The organism is Acinetobacter piscicola (genome assembly GCF_015218165.1).
In the GTDB taxonomy this organism is placed as follows: Bacteria; Pseudomonadota; Gammaproteobacteria; order Pseudomonadales; family Moraxellaceae; genus Acinetobacter; species Acinetobacter piscicola_A.
In genome coordinates, this window is record NZ_CP048659.1 from 2,826,907 (window position 1) to 2,847,287 (window position 20,381).

Annotated in this window: 19 protein-coding genes, 2 tRNA genes, 1 other RNA gene and 1 pseudogene; 8 read left to right on the forward strand and 15 right to left on the reverse strand. The window is 36.6% G+C overall.

Features of this window, described 5'->3' with window-relative positions; translation table 11 throughout:
• Positions 1-15 precede the first annotated feature (15 nt).
• From G0028_RS13810 to sdhC, 4 genes are read right to left on the reverse strand one after another with little or no spacing between them, the layout of a single operon-like run.
• Positions 16-726, reverse strand: coding sequence for a succinate dehydrogenase iron-sulfur subunit (locus tag G0028_RS13810; protein ID WP_130074648.1), 711 nt, complete (start codon positions 724-726; stop codon positions 16-18).
• Positions 727-740: 14 nt separating this feature from the next.
• Positions 741-2,639, reverse strand: a complete 1,899-nt coding sequence (gene sdhA / locus G0028_RS13815) for a succinate dehydrogenase flavoprotein subunit (RefSeq protein WP_130074647.1) — start codon at positions 2,637-2,639, stop codon at positions 741-743.
• Positions 2,640-2,651: 12 nt separating this feature from the next.
• Positions 2,652-3,017, reverse strand: a complete 366-nt coding sequence (gene sdhD, locus G0028_RS13820; protein ID WP_130074646.1) for a succinate dehydrogenase, hydrophobic membrane anchor protein — start codon at positions 3,015-3,017, stop codon at positions 2,652-2,654.
• Positions 3,017-3,415: a succinate dehydrogenase, cytochrome b556 subunit gene (gene sdhC / locus G0028_RS13825; protein ID WP_130074645.1), complete on the reverse strand. Its 399-nt coding sequence runs from the start codon at positions 3,413-3,415 to the stop codon at positions 3,017-3,019. The genes sdhD and sdhC overlap by 1 nt, the downstream gene beginning before the upstream one ends.
• Before the next feature lie 1,047 nt (positions 3,416-4,462).
• Here sdhC and gltA point away from each other — a divergent pair.
• Positions 4,463-5,737 (forward strand): citrate synthase, encoded by a 1,275-nt coding sequence (gltA, locus tag G0028_RS13830; RefSeq protein ID WP_130074644.1) that lies wholly within the window; start codon positions 4,463-4,465, stop codon positions 5,735-5,737.
• Positions 5,738-5,797: 60 nt separating this feature from the next.
• Here the strand turns inward: gltA and G0028_RS13835 are convergent, their stop codons facing one another.
• Together G0028_RS13835 and G0028_RS13840 are read right to left on the reverse strand one after the other, a co-directional pair.
• Positions 5,798-6,439, reverse strand: a complete 642-nt coding sequence (locus tag G0028_RS13835) for a hypothetical protein (RefSeq protein WP_180045695.1) — start codon at positions 6,437-6,439, stop codon at positions 5,798-5,800.
• A 115-nt stretch (positions 6,440-6,554) separates the two neighbouring features.
• Positions 6,555-7,220, reverse strand: coding sequence for a YARHG domain-containing protein (locus G0028_RS13840; protein WP_130074642.1), 666 nt, complete (start codon positions 7,218-7,220; stop codon positions 6,555-6,557).
• Between the two features lie 162 nt (positions 7,221-7,382).
• Here G0028_RS13840 and G0028_RS13845 point away from each other — a divergent pair, with 162 nt between their 5' ends.
• Positions 7,383-8,048: a DUF2306 domain-containing protein gene (locus tag G0028_RS13845; RefSeq protein ID WP_180045696.1), complete on the forward strand. Its 666-nt coding sequence runs from the start codon at positions 7,383-7,385 to the stop codon at positions 8,046-8,048.
• 21 nt (positions 8,049-8,069) lie between these two features.
• Here the strand turns inward: G0028_RS13845 and G0028_RS13850 are convergent.
• The 3 genes and pseudogenes from G0028_RS13850 to G0028_RS13860 all read right to left on the reverse strand — a co-directional run bounded on the left by G0028_RS13850 (position 8,070) and on the right by G0028_RS13860 (position 11,679).
• Positions 8,070-9,829 (reverse strand): annotated as a pseudogene (locus tag G0028_RS13850) (NAD(P)-binding domain-containing protein).
• Between the two features lie 22 nt (positions 9,830-9,851).
• A complete protein-coding gene (locus tag G0028_RS13855; RefSeq protein WP_130074640.1) occupies positions 9,852-10,697 on the reverse strand; it encodes an SDR family NAD(P)-dependent oxidoreductase in 846 nt (281 codons plus the stop codon).
• Between the two features lie 25 nt (positions 10,698-10,722).
• Positions 10,723-11,679, reverse strand: coding sequence for a metal-dependent hydrolase (locus G0028_RS13860; RefSeq protein WP_130074639.1), 957 nt, complete (start codon positions 11,677-11,679; stop codon positions 10,723-10,725).
• A 414-nt stretch (positions 11,680-12,093) separates the two neighbouring features.
• On the opposite strand from G0028_RS13860, the gene G0028_RS13865 reads away from it, so the two are divergent.
• The 3 genes from G0028_RS13865 to G0028_RS13875 all read left to right on the forward strand — a co-directional run bounded on the left by G0028_RS13865 (position 12,094) and on the right by G0028_RS13875 (position 15,633).
• Complete coding sequence (locus tag G0028_RS13865; protein ID WP_174492182.1) at positions 12,094-12,597, forward strand: hypothetical protein; 504 nt, start codon at positions 12,094-12,096, stop codon at positions 12,595-12,597.
• 358 nt (positions 12,598-12,955) lie between these two features.
• Complete coding sequence (locus G0028_RS13870; RefSeq protein ID WP_130074637.1) at positions 12,956-14,581, forward strand: NAD+ synthase; 1,626 nt, start codon at positions 12,956-12,958, stop codon at positions 14,579-14,581.
• 5 nt (positions 14,582-14,586) lie between these two features.
• Entirely contained in the window at positions 14,587-15,633 is a 1,047-nt protein-coding gene (locus G0028_RS13875) for a hypothetical protein (protein WP_180045697.1), read from the forward strand.
• An 83-nt stretch (positions 15,634-15,716) separates the two neighbouring features.
• Here G0028_RS13875 and G0028_RS13880 read toward each other — a convergent pair.
• A tRNA-Met gene (locus G0028_RS13880) sits at positions 15,717-15,793 on the reverse strand.
• 163 nt (positions 15,794-15,956) lie between these two features.
• Here G0028_RS13880 and G0028_RS13885 point away from each other — a divergent pair.
• Positions 15,957-16,364 carry a hypothetical protein gene (locus tag G0028_RS13885; protein ID WP_174492180.1) on the forward strand — a complete coding sequence of 136 codons (408 nt, stop codon included), beginning with the start codon at positions 15,957-15,959 and terminating at the stop codon, positions 16,362-16,364.
• Between the two features lie 399 nt (positions 16,365-16,763).
• On the opposite strand, the gene G0028_RS13890 is transcribed toward G0028_RS13885, so the two are convergent.
• Positions 16,764-16,919 carry a hypothetical protein gene (locus tag G0028_RS13890; protein ID WP_180045698.1) on the reverse strand — a complete coding sequence of 52 codons (156 nt, stop codon included), beginning with the start codon at positions 16,917-16,919 and terminating at the stop codon, positions 16,764-16,766.
• Positions 16,920-17,421: 502 nt separating this feature from the next.
• Between G0028_RS13890 and G0028_RS13895 the strand changes: the two genes are divergently transcribed.
• Positions 17,422-18,360, forward strand: a complete 939-nt coding sequence (locus G0028_RS13895; RefSeq protein ID WP_180045699.1) for an RDD family protein — start codon at positions 17,422-17,424, stop codon at positions 18,358-18,360.
• Between the two features lie 55 nt (positions 18,361-18,415).
• Here the strand turns inward: G0028_RS13895 and G0028_RS13900 are convergent.
• The 4 genes from G0028_RS13900 to coaD form a co-directional block, all read right to left on the reverse strand.
• Positions 18,416-18,492: transfer RNA gene (locus tag G0028_RS13900), tRNA-Met, on the reverse strand.
• A gap of 63 nt (positions 18,493-18,555) precedes the next feature.
• Positions 18,556-18,938: RNase P RNA component class A (gene rnpB / locus G0028_RS13905), an RNA gene on the reverse strand.
• A gap of 28 nt (positions 18,939-18,966) precedes the next feature.
• Positions 18,967-19,230 (reverse strand): YfhL family 4Fe-4S dicluster ferredoxin, encoded by a 264-nt coding sequence (locus G0028_RS13910; RefSeq protein ID WP_174492178.1) that lies wholly within the window; start codon positions 19,228-19,230, stop codon positions 18,967-18,969.
• Between the two features lies 1 nt (position 19,231).
• The gene (coaD, locus tag G0028_RS13915; RefSeq protein WP_130074607.1) at positions 19,232-19,723 is read right to left on the reverse strand and encodes a pantetheine-phosphate adenylyltransferase; all 492 of its coding nucleotides are present in this window, start codon (positions 19,721-19,723) and stop codon (positions 19,232-19,234) included.
• Positions 19,724-19,864: 141 nt separating this feature from the next.
• Between coaD and smpB the strand changes: the two genes are divergently transcribed.
• Positions 19,865-20,341, forward strand: a complete 477-nt coding sequence (gene smpB, locus G0028_RS13920; protein ID WP_130074606.1) for an SsrA-binding protein SmpB — start codon at positions 19,865-19,867, stop codon at positions 20,339-20,341.
• Positions 20,342-20,381: the final 40 nt, after the last annotated feature.

Sequence of the window (20,381 nt, forward strand, 5' to 3'; positions counted from 1 at the left end):
TTTATTTTTAGGATATTAACCCGCTTGGTCGAGCAACATGCTACGGATGTGACCGATTGCTTTTGTTGGATTCAAACCTTTAGGACATACTGATACACAGTTCATAATCCCTTTACAACGGAACAATGAGAATGGGTCGTCAAGACGAGCCAAACGTTCTTGTGTTGCAGAGTCACGTGAATCAATAATGAAACGGTATGCATTCAACAATGCAGATGGGCCTAAGAATTTATCAGGATTCCACCAGAATGATGGGCATGAAGTTGAACAACATGCACAAAGAATACATTCATACAAACCATCTAAGTGCTCACGCTCTTCAGGAGACTGTAAACGCTCTTTCGGTGGCGCAGGTTGATTGTTAATCAGGAATGGTTGAATTTTGTCATACTGATCGTAGAACTGATTCATATCCACAACTAAATCTTTAATCACTGGCAAACCTGGCAATGGACGAATCACGATTTTTTCAGGTAAATCGTTTAAGTTCCACAAACAAGCAAGACCATTTTTACCATTGATATTCACACCATCCGAACCACAAATACCTTCACGGCAAGAGCGGCGGAATGTTAATGATTCATCTTGTACTTTTAATGCAAGAAGTGCATCAAGCAACATACGATGCTTGTCTGTCAATTCAAGTTTAAAAGTTTGCATATACGGCGCTTTATCCTTATCAGGATCATAGCGGTAGATTTCGAATGTACGAGTACCTCTACTCATCTTAGTTCTCCCAATTAGAATGTACGTGGTTTAGGTGGAATTGGATCTACAAGTAATGGTTTATAGCGTACAGGCTTGTACTCTAAATGATTATCTGTAGAGAACCATAAAGTATGTTTCATCCACTCATCATCACGACGACCATATGGGTAATCTGCATGATCAGGTGGTAATTCATAATCTACAACCGTATGTGCACCACGACATTCTTTACGTGCAGCAGCAGAAATCAAGGTTGCTTTTGCAACTTCATACAAGTTTTCAACTTCTAAAGCTTCAATACGTGCAGTGTTAAATACTTTAGATTTGTCTTTCAAATGAATGTTACGTACACGCGGTTCAATCGCAAGGATTTGTTTTACACCTTCGTCAAGCAATGCTTGAGTACGGAATACACCTGCGTGATCTTGAACGATGTCACGGATTGCATCTGCAACTTCTTGTGCATTTTCACCTGAAGTTGACTCATCAAGGTGTTTCACACGTTTTAAAGTATTTTGAAGCACTGTTGTAGGCAATGGCGCATATTCATCGCCGTGATGTTTAGTCACGTAGTCGATGATGTGTTCACCTGCCGCTTTACCAAATACAACTAAGTCAAGCAATGAGTTCGTACCTAAACGGTTTGCACCATGTACAGATACACAAGAACACTCACCAATTGCATAAAAACCTTTTACAGGTTTAGTGAAGTTACGCTCACCACCATTATGTGAATATACATCAGTCGATTTATTATAATTCGCTTCAAGCGGTGTCGTTTCACGGCTTTCAGGAACAACCACTTGACCATGAATATTCGTAGGAATACCACCCATTTGATAATGAATTGTTGGTACTACAGGAATCGCTTCTTTAGTAATATCGACGTTTGCGAATTTTTTACCAATCTCAAATACAGATGGTAAACGTTTCATGATTGTGTCTGCACCTAAGTGAGTCATATCAAGAAGGATATAATCACCTTTAGGACCACAACCACGACCTTCTTTAATTTCTTGGTCCATAGAACGTGATACGAAGTCACGTGGCGCCAAGTCTTTTAAAGTTGGTGCATAACGTTCCATGAACGGTTCGCCGTCTTTATTACGAAGGATTGCACCTTCACCACGACAACCTTCAGTCAACAATACGCCTGCGCCTGCAACACCCGTAGGGTGGAATTGCCAGAATTCCATATCTTGTAATGGAATACCTGCACGAGCTGCCATACCAAGACCGTCACCAGTATTGATATATGCGTTTGTAGATGCACGGTAAACACGACCAGCACCACCAGTAGCAAACAATGTTGCTTTTGCTTGGAATACTGCAATTTTACCTGTTTCTTGGTCAATCGCGGTTACACCAAGGACATCACCTTCTTCATTACGAATAAGATCAAGTGCAATCCATTCAACAAAGAATTGAGTACCCATTTTCACGTTGCTTTGATAAAGCGTATGAAGGAGCGCGTGACCTGTACGGTCAGCAGCAGCACATGCACGTGGAACTGGCTTTTCACCATAGTTCGCTGCATGACCACCAAACGGACGCTGATAAATTGTACCATCAGCATTACGGTCAAACGGCATACCAAGGTGTTCAAGCTCATACACAACTTGAGGTGCTTCACGCGTCATAAACTCGATCGCGTCTTGGTCACCTAACCAGTCTGAACCTTTAACCGTATCATAGAAGTGGTAGTGCCAATTATCTTCTTGCATATTACCAAGAGATGCACCAATACCACCTTGTGCTGCAACCGTATGCGAACGTGTTGGGAATACTTTAGTCAGTACAGCAACATTCAAACCAGCTTGAGCAAGTTGGTAAGATGCACGCATACCTGAACCACCACCACCAACAATCACTGCATCGAATGTTTGATGTGGAATATTTGTGTAATCTTCTTTAGGGGTTATAGCGCCCATGACATCTTCCTATCAATTCGCCCAAAAAATCTGGATTGCCCAGATTGCATATGCAATTACAGCAATAATCACTGCTGATGTTAACACGATGCGTAAACCTGAAGCTGAAGGACCCATTTGACGCGTAGTCACATAGTCAGTGAATACTTGCCACATACCAATCCAAGCGTGTACAACAAGCGAGAAAACAGCCAATAAAGATAAAATCTTCATTGGAAGTGTCATCATGAAGCCTTTCCATTGTTCGTAGTCAAATCCGCCATTGCAAAGAATCCAACCAAGCACAACAACAGTATAAACAGCTAAAACAACAGCACTCACACGTTGGATATACCAATCACGAGAACCTGAACCCGTTAAACCTGTAGCACTTTTCATTAGAGAACAATCCATACAAATGATGCGATGATTGAAATCGCAGCCAAAATTAATGCAATTGTAGCTGCAACACGACCACTTTGCAGTTCTTCAGCAAAACCGAGGTCAGCAAGTAAGTGCTTAATACCCATAATCAAATGGAATAATAAGCCGGCTACAAACACCCATACAACAAAACGTACGATAAAGCCGCCAAAGATTGCTTGCACTTGCGCAAAACCTTCAGGCGAAGACAAAGATTTGTCTAAAAGCCACAATAGTACCGGTACGAGTAAAAATACGATGACACCAGAAAGACGGTGTAGAATTGATGCAATAGCCACAGGGGATTTTAAGTTTACATCTAAAACTTGACCCATGGACAAATTGACAGGTCTGTTGCTTTTCACAGCGGGCATCCTGTAAGTAAAAACTCCATCCGGAGTTTGTTGGAATTAATTCGAAGGAAAGCTGGCATTATTAGGCAAGCAAATTGCCTAAACTTTTTAAACGACACCGAATTATAAATCGTGCACTGTCAAAATACAAACGATGCAATTTAGCTTTTTTATAAAAATAATCCTAAATAAGAATCATTTACATAAAATTAAACACTTATTCCACAACACTTAACCACCTTTATTAAGCTATGTCATTATTTTTCAAAACAATATTTAAAAACCCATCCGCTTTTTTTAATTACTTGAAATTAAGACTAAAGCACAACACTTTACCTAGACTATTTTTCGATTCAAAAATCATCACTTATAATCATTTTCTATTTTATTTAAAATAATGGTATTGATATATTAAAGTTTGATAATTATTTTTTTAATAAATACCTATCATCACAAAGAAGTGATTTGACTTCATAGTTTATCATTAGAAATAAGCACTTAGTTTGTGAATAAATCAAATAAACACTGCTAAATAAATATATTTGCCTATTTTAACAGCAATTTTTAGCTCAAAATTTAACCCAAAGATTATTTTTCATTCAATTAAAATCTTTTTTTTACCATTTTTTAGTCAATCAATATTTAAAATGAAAAAAAATATTTCTGCTATTTTTACGCTTATTTTTTACTCATCTTCATTTTTTATTATTTGTAAGTTGTGATTATTAGATGGTTTTAAATTTTTCCCACTTTCACCACAATATTTAAAATTTCAACAAATTTGGGCTTTAAATGCTTTTTTTGTCTAGCAACAATAATTATTTTTATGCACCAATTCGAGAATTTGTCTTATTATACTGAGCCGATACTGCAAGTTTATTTGAAAATATTTGAATGAAATTGTATGACTAAGCTACTGTGCTTATGTCACTTTTTATCCATAAGTATAATTGACAAAATTTCAGTACTCACTAAGCTAATAGCAATTTTTGATCTGTCTAACTTGTTTGGTAATGAATAACAATCACAAGTTAGATAAAACATTCACCAGGACAGGAGATCAATTGAATGTCTGCAGCAACTGGCAAAAAAGCCGTTTTACAACTTGATGGCAAAGAAATTGAATTACCAATTTACAGTGGTACATTGGGCCCAGATGTAATCGACGTTAAAGATGTATTGGCCGCAGGTCACTTTACTTTTGATCCTGGTTTTATGGCAACTGCTGCATGTGAATCAAAAATCACATTCATCGATGGTGGTAAAGGTGTTCTTTTACACCGTGGTTACCCAATTGACCAACTTGCAACTCAAGCATCTTACTTAGAAACTTGTTATTTATTATTAAGCGGTGAGCTTCCTACAGCAGAACAAAAAGCTGAATTTGAAGCAAAAGTTCGTAACCACACTATGGTTCACGATCAAGTTAGCCGCTTTTATAACGGTTTCCGTCGTGATGCTCACCCTATGGCAATCATGGTTGGTGTTGTGGGTGCGCTTTCTGCGTTCTATCACAACGGTTTCGATGTTGAAGATGTTAATCATCGTGAAATCACTGCAATCCGTTTAATTGCAAAAATTCCTACACTTGCAGCTTGGAGTTACAAATATACAGTAGGTCAACCATTCATGTATCCACGTAACGATTTAAGTTACGCTGAAAACTTCTTATACATGATGTTTGCTACACCTGCTGATAAAGATTACAAAGTAGACCCTATCCTTGCTAAAGCAATGGATCGTATCTTTACACTTCATGCTGACCATGAACAAAATGCGTCTACTTCTACAGTACGTTTAGCGGGTTCTACTGGTGCAAATCCTTACGCATGTATTGCTGCTGGTATCTCTGCACTTTGGGGACCTGCTCACGGTGGTGCAAACGAAGCTGTTCTTAAGATGCTTGATGAAATCGGCTCTGTAGAAAACGTTGCTGACTTCATGGAAAAAGTGAAAACTAAAGAAGTTAAACTTATGGGCTTCGGTCACCGAGTTTACAAAAACTTCGATCCACGCGCGAAAGTAATGAAAGAGACTTGTGACGAAGTTCTAAGCGCTCTTGGTATCAATGATCCACAATTAGCACTTGCTATGGAACTTGAACGTATTGCACTTTCTGATGAATACTTCATCAAACGTAACTTATACCCTAACGTAGACTTCTACTCAGGTATCATCCTTAAAGCGATTGGTATCCCAACAGAAATGTTTACTGTAATCTTCGCTCTTGCACGTACTGTTGGTTGGATCAGCCATTGGTTAGAAATGCACAGCGCACCTTACAAAATTGGTCGTCCTCGTCAGCTTTATACTGGCGAAGTTCAACGCGATATCAAACGTTAATTCGTTATACGCTTTGACCATAAAAAAACCACCTTTTGGTGGTTTTTTTATCACTTCAATTTAGCGTATTTTAAAAGGTATTTTATCTTCTTTTATGGTGACTTTAGCGCCTTTACACGCACTCGATGTCTTAGTGGTTCTTAATACATAATCTGCATCAGCCACTAGCTTTAATGTACTTTCAATATTCTCGCCAGTTTTACAATCTTCCTCACCTAGCTTTTCACTATAACGCCCTGGATAACTTGACGATTCAGCTGTCGCTACCACATAAGCTTTCCACCCATCAAAATAAACTAAGTCATCTCGACTAGATACTTCACCCTGACCAGAACTTGCAGAGGTCAATTGCACAAGTTGAATCGGCTTGGTTTTAGCTTGAGCATTATAGATTTTAAAGCTATTGGCTTGCCCGCCATATTCAAGAATTTGTGACTGCTTTAACTTTGGTCGAGTTAAAATATAACCACCCCAAAAATTGCGTCCTGCATCTTCAAATTCTACACCAGACAAATAGGCAACTTCTCCTGATTTTAGTCGTACAGCCTGTGTCTTATTAATATCAATTGCATTTTTGGGTGTCGCATAAGAATCATCTAGATTCGTTATCGTTGAGATAATGTCTTTTGCTGTAAGCGCTGCTGCAAAGCCTGTAGAACATACAAACATGCCAACCATCAAACAAATACTTTTTTTCATCATAATTTTGCTTTCTCTATTTCAAATCAATAGCACAATAGACTTTTTGCAAAAACCAAAATAATCACTGATGGATCGAAAGATTAATATTAAAAGTCCCTTCCTAATTTCAGTTTTATTAGCGCCCCCACTCCATCTTTTCCATATAAGGACGAACTTTTTTAATTCGTTGAATATTGGTCTTTTCAATTTGTGTAAGCTGATTTTCAACATTGGTGCTGCATGGCATATACCAATCTGCTTCACTAAAAGCATTTGCTATTTCTTTATTGGCAAATGAATAACCATGACGTGCATAAATACTATTACGCATATAATCAAGCTCATCAGGTGGAAGTTGTAAATCTGCATCTTTAAGTAAACGATTTGAAGCCTCTGCAAATGAACCTTCATTTTTTGCATAACGACACTGTTGTGGTTTTAATTCAAAATATTTAGGTTTTACTTTAGCGGTTGTAGATTCCCAACTCGATTGTAATGTTTTAGGCTGATTTGCATTGACTAAAAATATAAATGTACCACTACTTGCCTTAGGACCACTTTCAACCGCCGTGATTTTATAACCTTGTGAAGTTGCTTGAACTTTTCCTGAAAAATTCTGCTTATTTTTACCTAAAATGCTGTAGCCCTTGACCTGATTACCATCAATTGACTCAATAAACACTCCTATTTTTTGCCCATCATAAATACCTGACCAAGATGTTTTAAGCTGTTGTATATTCAATGCAAAACTTGATTGCATCGCAAATAAAGGCAAGCAAAACATAAATAATTGCTTTTTCATTGTTATACCTATGTATGTATTTATATAAATTTACACTATAATTTTAATGCAACTTTAAAATTTTTTAAGATTGAAAACGTAAAAATTTATCAAGATATTTAGCGACCATTTCACCGCTATTTTACTCGTATTAATCATGCATAAATTATGCAGAATACAACCATGAAAAAAATACAATTCAACCAAGTCATCTTAATTTTTATACTGATGATTTATTTATATTTGGGTATACTCATGGTCAAAATTTGCCTACAGTATTTTCCTTGGCAAAATGACACTAATTTTCTAGCCTTAAAACAAGATGTCATTCACACGCAACCTTGGCGCTTTGCCTTCCAAGCTCATGTCATTGTCAGTTCATTGATTTTAATCGCTGGCTTCACTCAATTTTCAAGTCAAATTAGACAAAAACTTCCCAAAATTCATCGTTATAGTGGTTGGCTTTACATTACAACTGTCTTAGCCTTTGCCTTACCTAGCGGCTTTATTATGGCATTTTCAGCCGCAGGAGGTTGGCAAACACAGCTATGCTTTATCCTCCTCAGTATTTTATGGGGAGTAACTACCTGTATTGCTCTGTATAAAATTTTTCAAAAACAATGGAAAGTTCACCGCAATTGGATGATTCGCAGTTTTGCCTTAGGACTTTCAGCCTTAAGTTTAAGAACTTGGAAAATCGCTTTATATCACCTACAACCCTATTTTGACTGGCTTACACCACTTCATATTTACCAACTTGAAGCATGGTTAGGTTGGACAGTTAATCTTTTGATTGCTGAAATCATTATTTTTAGATTAAACAAAAATAAAAGCCCTAAACTAAGTTAGGGCTAAAATTTTTTAAATAAATTATGATGCTGTATGGTAATGCTTCAAATCTAAATCTTTTAACTGGTTTTTTAACTCTTGCAATGACCATGGCCAAGCTGCAAAGTTACGACCATTTTGATCTAAATAATAAGACTTACAACCACCTGCATTAAATACAGTCGTTTTCAGATTTTTTTGCACTTTTAAATTATGATAACGCACAACATTTTTCTTAATTTCAAGACGTTTAATTTTCTGGTCACGCATTTTTAATAAGCCACTGATAATATAATCAAGTTGCGCTTCTGCAATACCAATGAAAGAGTCATACACTAAAATATTTGGACCCAAGACCAAGAATGCATTAGGCACTTTTTCAATACTTGTACCCAAATAAGCTTCCGGAGAACTATCTTTCCACAACTCAGATAACAATACACCATCAGAGTTCCTGACACGCTGCCCAATAGGGGGATGAGAAACTTCAAAACCTGTTCCCCAAATAATCACATCAACTTCATGACGTTCACCATTGGCAGCAATCACCGTATTACCATCAATTTCAACTAAACCATGTGGAATTAAGCTCACATTATCTTGTTGTAAAGCAGGATAATAATTGTTAGCAAACAATAAACGCTTACAACCAATATCAAAGTTTGGAGTTACATCTTGACGTAATTTTTCATCTTGAATTTGTAATTTAAGCAATTGCTTACTTAAAAAATTAACAGGTTTTAAAATTTTTGGATGGCGTAAACCAAAATTAATACCATTCAAAATTTGTGCAATACTATTACGCCAAGTTTGTTGAATAACAGGGAAACGGCTCACAATACCCTTTGCGGTATCTCCTAATTCACGATCAGCTTTTGGTAAAACCCAAGGTGCAGTACGTTGAAATACAAATAGTTTTTTGCTAATGGTTGTACTTGCGGAATAAATTGAATCGCTGATGCACCTGTACCAATCACAGCTACACGTTTACCTTTGAGATCATAATTATGATCCCAACGTGCAGAATGGAACATTTTACCTTTAAAGCCTTCAATGCCCTTCACTTTTGGCATAGATGGTTCAGTAATTGGACCTGTTGTAAAAATGACTGTTTTCGATTGAAACTTCCCTTTTGAAGTTTCTAAATTCCAAACCTGTTGCCCTTCATCCCATTGAGCACTCAGTAACTCATTACCAAATTCAATTTTCCCACCCAAATTATGCTTTTCTACAACCTCCTCTAAATAACTGAGAATTTCTGGTTGCTTCGCAAATAAATGACTCCATTTATGGCTTGGTGAAAAAGAAAATGAATACAATGCAGATGGCACATCACAGCCACAGCCTGGATAATTATTATCGCGCCAGGTTCCACCGACACGATCTGCTTTTTCTAGTACGATGTAATCGGTATAACCCGCCTGATTCATTTTATATGCAGCAGCAATACCTGAAATCCCAGCGCCCACTACGATCGTATCAAAGACACGTACTGGTTCAGATTTTTTAGGTGCAGTTGCTTTTTGTTCAACTGTTTTTGCTGATTTTTGTTCACTGCTTGGTGTTTTCTCAATCGCTTTTGCTGCAACTTTAGGCTCAGCTTGAGTGTCTACTTTCACTTCTGCTTTTACTACATCTTTCTCTACAACTTTTTCTTGTAGTTCAACTTTTGCAACTGTGTGATCCGCTTTTACCACTTCAGGTTGTGTCACTTTTTTCACATCTTCAACGGTGGTCTGTTTCAACTTTTTCTCAGTCGTATTTTCTTCAGATAAAGTGTCTACTGATGTTTCTGTTGTCATTTTTCTTTACTCAAACTTTAGATTACTTAAAATATCGATTAAAAATTGGGTATCCAATACCCAGCATTTTTGCATATAAACTTGGGGATGCACGCTTCATGAGCCAGAAGAGTTTTGCATCTGGTTGGGGAATGGTATAAAGCTTGCCTGCATCAAGATTATCAAGTGTTTTCTGTGCCACTTTATCACTCGTTGTAAATGCATGATTGGTTAACAAATCATCTGCAACACCTGCATACTGTTTTGGCAAACGACCATTCTTCATAATATTAGTCGGTACCAATGTTGGACACAGCACATTAACACTGATTTTATCTTTACGTAGCTCAGCTGATAACGTTTCAGAAAGTGCTAACACACTTGATTTCGTTACGTTATATGCAGTCATTTCAGGTGCTGCTGTATAACCTGCTGCTGAAGCCACATTAATAATTGCACCATAACCTTGTTGTTTAAACTTAGGGACAAAATAGTGACAACCATAAATCACGCCCCAAAGATTAATATTGACACACCACTGCCAATCCTCAAGTGAAACCTCATCAAATTTGCCTCCCAACCCTACACCGGCATTGTTGATGACTAAAGTGACTGCATGATTCATTAACTTTTCAGCATTTTCAGACAATGCTTTAACTTGTGTCTGATCTGTCACATCACACTGCACAGCAAATGCTTGACCTGAAGTTTGGCTTGCAATTAAATGTACTGTTTCTTGTGCAGCATCCAGATTAATATCTGCACAAACAATCGTTCCACCGCGTTTTGCCAATTCCATAGCAAAACTACGTCCAATACCACTGCCTGCACCCGTCACGACAGCATAGGAGTTCTGTGATGGCTTTTTTGTTTTAAAGAAAATTCCCATATATTTTTTCCAATCCTTGATGAACTTAATTACGTAATGCAGGAATAAATTCTTTAACAAAATATGGTGCTAACACACCTGTTTCAGGGTTCAATAAAGTGTCTTTGTAATATTCTAAGAACTCGGTTGTATCATGGTCATTTGGATGAAAATCTGGGCGTAAGTAATCAAAAATATGTTTCACTGTACTACCATAAACACCATCTTTTAAACCAAAAATTAAACTAAAGCTGTGTGGAATATCTTTCCAATAACTCCAACTAATTAAATTAGACGGTTTACGATAAAAAGGCACAATGGTTGAAGCGACAGAAATTAATACCAAAATGGTAATTAATGCAGGGAAAAAACCTGCAATACGTAACCAATAATTATTTGATAATGTTTGGAAAACATCAAATGCAATATCTTTATGCTCAGATTCTTCTAACATATGCCACATCCAAATGGCACGTTGTTTTTCATCATGAGAACGGAAGAAAATTTCTTCATGGTTCATCATATACTCAGCTAAAACAGCAGTGAAATGTTCAATACCTGCCATTAAAGATAATTTCATAGGCTGAGGTAAACGATTAAAACCATAATCAAAAACTTTACTCGCTAAAAAACGAAAGAATTTTACAGGTAGATCAATTTCCATATATGCATCATTCATTTCCTCATGCATTTTAGAATGAATAGCCTCTTGACCAATTAATGAGGTAACACGCTGCTTCAGTAAAGGGTCTTGAATAAAGTCACGATGATAACGTGCAGTATCAATCACCAAATCTTCACCATAAGTTAAAAAGATTGATAATGAAGCAAAATATGCACTCGCTAACTCTGCATCCATAAAAAATTTTGGATCAAGTTTCTGCGGCTCAAAATCAAATTTCATATGACGAATTGGAATAATAGGTGTTTGTTTTTCCAAGTCAAATGGAGAACCTGTAAATACCTTTGAAAATATAGACTTAACCGGATTAGCGAATAACATGGCGATATACTCTTTTATTGGATTAATATAAGCACAGCTTTATGTGAAGCCTTACTCATGTTTGGAGTAAAAACTCGATTTAATGCATGAAAAATTACGCTAAGATTTATCAAATGCTATTAGCATTTCAGGTCATTCAATTTGCATTTTGTGACTTTATTAAATTTTGTCAGACAATTTTTTTAGAAATAACACCTATTAACAAATTTTGACCCTTAAGGATATTTTTCAACTGAGCGTGTGTATTCATTTTTATTGTTTATTACAGATTATAAGGATAACAATTCCGAGTATTTGAATTTATTTTTTTATTTTAAAATCATAAACTTTAAATATTACAATTTGATAAAAATATCGAGTTCTCCATTAACTCTCGCTATAATTTTAACTGCACTAAATCACAAGGTTTATACTGTGTTCGATTTTCATGAATGGCTATATAAAGCTTTAAAAATTGAATTATTTAAATGTCGTCATTTAACTGAAGGTGAAATCCGAATTAGCCGTTCTGTTTTTGGTGATCTGATTGATTACTCAAAAGTTTTAGTCATGAATCAGCCTTATCTCCCATGGCAACCTGTCGGAATTTTAATGGCGCCCAATGGCTGCATTCATATGAAAGATGCCGATTTTTGTCATGATTTTTCAAAAGAAAGTTTATCTATTCAAGCACTTTTCATCCATGAAATGGCTCATATTTATCAATATCAACATCAAGTCAATGTACTACTCAAAGGTGCCATTTTACAAATCGCATTATATGCAAGTTATGGTAAATACAATCCTTATCACTACACGCTAGAAGCCAATAAAAAGTACTGGGCGTACAATATTGAACAACAAGGTGATATTGCCAAGGATATTTTCTTAAAAAAAATACCCAATATTATTTTAAATTCAGCGATGTATATAAAATAGATAACTGCTTACTTTTTACAACCCAAATCCTGCTCTTGTTTACCTAGGATCCTCTTAAAAATAAATCCTCAAAATTCTTCATTTTTTCATTAAAAATCTGTTAAATTTAACAAGATGATAGATAAGTTTTTGACATTTTTTTTAAATCTCTAGCATCTGGCTTTATTTTCGTTAAAATAGCTTAAATCTGTAGTTTTTGCCATGCAAGAAATAAAGATTTTTATCATGAAAATCATTTTTTATTTTGCGCCTTTTGGCAGTGTTTGTGAATGTTAAATTACACACAGTTGAATAACTATATAGATATAAATCAACCTGTTGTGTTCTTACTACCCTATAGGAATAGGACAAAGTTTAAATGAAAAGTTTTAAAGTTGCTCTCGCGCAATTCTCTCCACACATTGGTAATATCGAAGCAAATGTTCAAAAAATGATTGAACAAGCCAATCAAGCAAAAAAACAAAATGCAAATATTATCGTTTTCCCAGAACTTGCCACTATTGGCTATCCTGCTGAAGACTTATTGCTTCGCCCAAGTGTGAACAAACGTACAGCTCAAGCTTTTGAACAATTACAATCAGTTAAAGATATTGTGATGGTTTTTGGCTTTGTAAATGCAACTGAAGATGGTCAACGTTACAACGCTGCTGCTGTGATGAAAGACGGACAAATTCTCGGCATTTATAATAAACAAAATCTTCCAAATTATAGCGTTTTTGATGAAAAACGTTATTTTAATGAAGGTCATCAACACCTTGTTTTTGAATACTTAGGTCATAAATTTGGTGTATTAATCTGTGAAGACGTATGGTCACTCAATACTGTACAGCAACTTTCGCAGTTAAATGTTGAAAGTGTTTTAGTTTTAAATGCTTCTCCTTATGAAGTCGGTAAACCACAGCACCGTATCGCAACCCTGCAAGAATTAGCAAAACAAATGAATATTCACTTGATTTATACCAATCAAGTGGGTGGTCAAGATGATTTAATCTTTGATGGTTCAAGCTTTGTTATTAACAACACAGGTAATGTTGCTTTACGTGCCGAAAGCTATAAAGAACAACTTTATATTGTTGATTATGAAGTTGAAAACAAAGCCTATAAAGCAGTAGAAACCACGCCTGCTTTAGATACGATGGCTGAAATCTATCAAGCCTTAGTCATGTCTACACGTGACTATGTCGAACGTTCAGGTTTCCCTGGTGTGATTTTAGGTCTTTCAGGTGGAATTGACTCTGCATTAACTTTAGCCATCGCGGTTGATGCCATTGGTGCTGACAAAGTACAAGCCGTGATGATGCCTTATACTTATACCTCACAAATCAGCGTAGAAGATGCTGCAGAGCAAGCGAAACGTATGGGCGTGACTTTTGGCATCGCGGAAATTCACCCGATCGTCAACAGCTTTATGCAAACACTTTATCCATTCTTTGGTAACTCACCTGCGGATGCGACTGAAGAAAATCTTCAAGCACGTGCTCGTGGCACATTACTCATGGGCTTGTCGAACAAATTTGGAAATTTAGTTCTTTCTACAGGAAATAAATCTGAATTGGCTGTGGGTTATTGCACACTTTATGGTGACATGGTCGGTGGTTTTGCAGTCCTCAAAGATGTTTATAAAACAATTGTGTTTGAACTTGCAAAATATCGTAATAGTTTGAGTGAAACTGCGGTGATTCCTGAACGTGTCATCACGCGCCCACCATCAGCAGAACTTCGTCCTGACCAAAAAGATCAAGACTCTTTACCTGCATATGACATTTTAGATGCCATTTTGTATGCCTATATTGAAGAAGATCAAAGTCAAGATGACATTATTGCCAAAGGTTTTGATAAAGACGTGGTTGAAAAAGTGATTAAACTCGTTGATCGCAATGAGTACAAGCGCCGCCAAGGTGCAATTGGACCACGCATTAGCTCACGTGCTTTTAGTCGTGAACGTCGCTATCCAATTGTCAATGGCTGGAAAGCAGGGAACTAATCCTCATGCCCTTGTTAAAGCTTTCACCAAGTTTTAACCAAGACTTTGCTCAAGCACTTTTGCTTGAGCAAGTCCATTTCATTAAACGAAAATTACGAGATCCTCAAGACCAAAGCTATCTCCAAAACTTTATTGAAAAAGTCTACAATCATGCTGACAAAATCTATTTAAAAGATGTCATTCAGTGTCAGTCTTTGCATGAAGTTGTACAAAAATATGCATTTGAACTTAATCTAGGTGCAGATCTTTTAGAGTTCATCGGTTTTAGTGCACAAAAAATTCACCAAACTGCAACCCTAAGTGCAGCTCAATTTAATGATTTTTTATCCGATGAACATTTTGAGCTTTGGCTATACAAAATTTTAGAATTACAACAATTACGCCAATATCTACAAGAAAATTTAAATGAAAATTCACAAATTAAACTCATCAGCTTGCAGCTTGCCAATCAGATTTTAGAAAGCAATACACCTTGGTTAGATTATTTCCGTAAACTCAATGTGCGTAATCAAAGCATCGGCGGCAAAGTATTAAATTACTTGCAAGATCAACAACATTCCATTGAGCTTAAATTAGAGCAACAACTTGCCACCGCAATCCGTCATCAAATCGGCAATATTATTTTATTACCCAATGACGAATTAGCAGAAATAGCCTTACAGTTGTGGTCTGAAATTAAAACTAAAACCTTACAAGAAACATTTTCTCAGTTTCAAGCCATAGATTTAGAAGATTTTTTTATTTTGGCCTATGAAACATGGAAGCATTTACGTCAAATACCCTACATGCAAAAGATTATTCTTCATATCGTGGATACTTTTTATGAGTATTTTAGCGAATATTCATTACAAGAACTTTTACATGCGGTCAGTTTAAGTCAGGCAGATTTGTTCAAAGAAGCTCAACGTTTTGCCCCCTTCTGTCTAGCAGCATTAGATAAAAATGGGATGTTAGATGACATCATCAGTGCATTCATTGCACCATTTTATTTAGATGAAAACACGCAGAAATTCATTGAAAATTATATCAACCAATATCTTGATAAAAACTAATTTTCTTTGATTTTATTGATCTTTTTTTAATTTTTATGCGGCACAAAAAAAAGAGACCATGCGGTGAGCATGGTCTATAAAAATGGTGGCTATGACGGGACTTGAACCTGTGACCCCCGCATTATGAGTGCGGTGCTCTAACCAACTGAGCTACATAGCCTTAAACTGTGTGCGCATTATGTAAATTTTTTAATGCATCGTCAAGCACTGTAATGCACTACCGCTCATAGTTTAAACAACCAAAAAACAAATGTTTAAAATTAATACATTTTTATTGTAATGATCAGGCAAAATAAATCCAATCAATTGAATTTAGGTTTTTGATGATGAAAATTAAAATACTGATGTTAGCACTATTGATGCCGATACTGCCCGCATGCCAACTCATTAGCCCTATTTTTGTCGATTATAACGGCGTGCGTATGGATGTTGCCCGTTGGATTAATCAACAACACTTGCTCAGCATGCAACAAAAAAGAAGCCTTGCACAACTGAGTAAGGCCCAACAAAAACTCGTTCACATTGAACAGATTCAAGAGAATCAAAAGCTCGACATTGCTAAAGAAAATAGCATTGCGCTACAGTGTGCCCAGCAACATCTCAACACACATAAAATTCAGCAATTACAACAACAGGTGTTTGATCAAAAAAACATGCAACGTATTTTAACCATCTATGATCAACAATTTCCCAAAATTAAACTTGATGCCAATAGCATTCAATGTGAATAATACCAATCTGTTAAATTAACTACATATGACTCAGCCACTTTTGCTTTTCTGCACCAATTGCTTTAAACAGGATCATGCTATCGTGAGGCGACAGGGATGTCGCCGTTAGACAAGGGTTACATGGATGTACCCTTTGTCTAACAAAGGATTTTTGTTACTTTTCATCCTGAGCAAGAACAAAGCACTGCTTTGTTTGAAGCGCAAGAGTAAGGCATCGCCTACGCATAGAAATTTAAAATTTCCACTGTAGGATAAGGCAATGCAAACTTTAAATTTATATTAATTCACTTTTACTGAATGGTATAATTTTCTCTTCAAACGATGGGATGCAAATATTTTTTAGATTTACCTACCTTCGCTTATTTGCATCTTCTTCATTCCAAATGCTGAAAAACTTTTTCAATCCATATTTTTGATGAGCTTAGATTTTGCATCATAAAGATCATAAGCTAAAAATTCCTCATAAGACGATTCACAACCATAACAATACTGACTTAACACCTGAATTTTCTGTTCTGTTAATTTTTCAGCCAACTCATCTAAAACAGGGCTCAAATGGTGGCACAATATCCCCGTTGTGCTTGTGTCATCGTTTTTCTCATCTTTTTTTATTTCAGTTCGTATTTTTATAATGAATCATCAAACAATAAGATATTAGGTGAAAAAATCCACCTATCAAAAAATAACAGATAAAAAAACAACTTACCCATGACCGTGCTATAGGACGTTATTGTGCATCACAGCAAATTTCTATGAAAAAGCTCAATCTGGTTGATCAACAATTTTTTGCTTTGCCTCAGCAGCAAAAAATCTCCATGATTTATATACACTTCAAACACAGATGCAATTTCATCTAGAACAAGAAAACTACCAAAATAAATTTTAGTCAAGGAGCTGAGCAAGCAAAGCCATTCATCACACCCTAATTTCAATTCAATGTTGATGATGATTCAATGAAATGGTTATATTCACAAAAATGTACTGATCCATTAAGCTATCGCACAATTTCCATATATTCTAACAATTTTATTTTTAATTAAATTTAAAGGGATCTCGTTTGTCTTCTTCAGCTCAAGCATATATTGCAGGTTTTTGGCGCAGATTTTTCGCGTTTTTCATTGATAGCATTCTCGTTGGTATTTTCTGTTGGGTCATCGCAAGTGTTTCAGGTGATTTATTATTTAAATTCCCTATCGTCAGTATTTTTGTTGGCTATTTCATTGTTATTTTATATTTTGGTTTACTCAATAGCCGCTTACATCAAGGGCAGACTTTTGCCAAACAATTACTTAAAATTCAAGTGACGCAAATCAATGGAGAATACTTAGCCGTCTTGCCATCATTGCTACGAGCTGCCATTTTATTTGCACCTACATGCTTGATGTCTATCAGCAATTATATGCCCGCAACTCTCGCATGGGGCTGTACAAGCCTACTTGCGATACTACAATGCCTGATTGTCTATTTTTATCTATTTAATCGCCACAATCGCCGCTCAGTACATGATTTTATTGCACAAAGTGTTGTGATTAACACCTCACCTCAGCCAAATCAAACCGTCGCTAAAATGTGGAATAAACATCTCTATTTTGCAGGTGCCTTCGTCCTTGTCAGCTTCACTTATAGCATTTGGATGTTTATTGAGATGGGTGACTTCAGTGCTACTGAAAATCCTCAATTAAAAAGTATGCAACCAGAGATTATCTCGATTAAAGAAATTGGAGATCCAAACCCTGAATTTACATTGCGCATGTTTGAAATTCAGGTCAATGACCCAAAAACTTTGAATAATCCATTTTTTGCACAACAGTTTGTAGATAATTTACAACGTCTTCGACCTACAGCATTTGCTGAAAAGACCAATACAATGATTGTACTCATTTCAAAATTTCAATTTGGTTTAGCATCAAAAAGTCATTTCAATATGTATAGCGTTGACAAAAATGAGCAAGGACAGAACATTGCTGTTGAACAAATGTCGAGTTTGGATTTTTAAATCATAAAATTTAGATAAAAAAAGACCATGTTTTTGGAAACATGGTCTATAAAAATGGTGGCTATGACGGGACTTGAACCTGTGACCCCCGCATTATGAGTGCGGTGCTCTAACCAACTGAGCTACATAGCCTAAAACTGTGGGCGCATTATCTGCTGTTCTGATAAATACGTCAAGCACTAATTTTAAAAATTTGTTTGAAGTGAGCCGATAAGCCGGGTTCTGTCGTGAACGATCATTCCTCTAGGCGTACAATCACTCATACGCTCAAGCGACCTACCCGAATCCAGCACGGGCCGTGCCTCAGGATTCCTATTTGGTCTTGCTTCTGGTGGGGTTTACCTTGCCGTGAACTGTTACCAGACACGCGGTGCGCTCTTACCGCACCCTTTCACCCTTACCATCTCTCTTGGTTTCCCCGAAAGGAAATTGCAAAGATGGCGGTCTACTCTCTGCTGCACTTGCCGTCGGCTTTCGCCGCCCAGGCGTTACCTGGCACCCTGCCCTATGAAGCCCGGACTTTCCTCCCCTGCTTCAATCACGGAGATCTCCACAGCAGCGATCGTCTGGCTCACTTCAAGGGGCGCATGTTAACAAATTTTTGTGTTAATTGCTCGCACTTTTTTGAGCAATCAGTTTTTTATATTTGTCCATCAGTTGTTCTTCGCTTTCCACATGATCGGGATCGTTTGGAATACAGTCGACTGGACAAAATAATGCACACTGCGGCTGGTCGTGATGCCCCACACATTCTGTACACAAGTCAGGATTTATTTCATAGATGAGCTCACCCATGAAAATCGCCTCATTGGGACAAACAGGCTCACACACATCACAGTTGATGCATTCATCAGTAATAATTAAAGACACTCTACCAACCTTGTTGAATTTTGTGTGCAAAGGCATTGACCACACATTGTGGTACAAACTTATGCACATCACCTTTTAAACGTGCAATTTCCCGCACCATTGTCGATGAAATAAATGAAAACTGTTCAGATGGCGTCAAAAATACTGTTTCAAAATGATAATCAAGCTGGCGGTTCATATTTGCTAACTGAAACTCATATTCAAAATCTGAAACAGCTCTTAAACCACGCAGAACAGCAGTGGCTTTTTGCTCATTAAAGAAATTCACTAAAAGTCCATCAAATCCCACAAATTCAACATTGGGTAAATGACGTAATGATTCTTGTGCTAATGCCACACGCTCTTCTAGAGTAAATACAGGGTTTTTATGATGTCCTATTGCAATTGCGACCACAACTTCATCAAACATTCGTGAAGCACGGGCAACTAAGTCGACATGTCCATTGGTAATAGGATCAAATGTTCCAGGATAGATGACACGAGTTTTAGACATCCATTTTTACTCTAGTTGTTTATGTAGATGCATAGTTTAACAAAAACTTATTTTTAAGCGAACTATCTCAATGCAAATGAAAGCACTTCACCTACAGCCAAGTTTGAGGCAAAATAAGATTAATCTTGGAAATTTTGAATTATGTCTAAAAATATTGTAGTTAAAAAAAATAATGGTGGCACCATTGCACAGAATAAACGTGCTCGCCATGATTATTTTATTGAGGAAAAATTTGAAGCAGGTTTGGCTTTGCAAGGTTGGGAAGTCAAGTCTTTACGCGCAGGTCGCATGACGATTACAGAAAGTTATATTATTTTTAAAAATAATGAAGCGTTTTTGTTTGGCTCACAAATTCAACCCCTTTTGTCAGCATCTACGCATGTGGTACCTGAGGCAACACGTACACGTAAGTTATTGCTGTCTAGACGTGAAATTGAGAAACTGCAAGGTGCAGTCAATCAAAAGGGCTATTCTTGTGTGCCTTTAGCCTGTTATTGGAAAGGTCATTTAGTCAAAATCGAAATCGCTTTAGTGAAAGGTAAGCAACTTCACGATAAACGTGCAACTGAAAAAGACCGTGATTGGCAACGTGATAAAGCTCGCATCATGCATAAATAAAAGCGGTAAAAAACCTCCAAATTGGAGGTTTTCTTATATC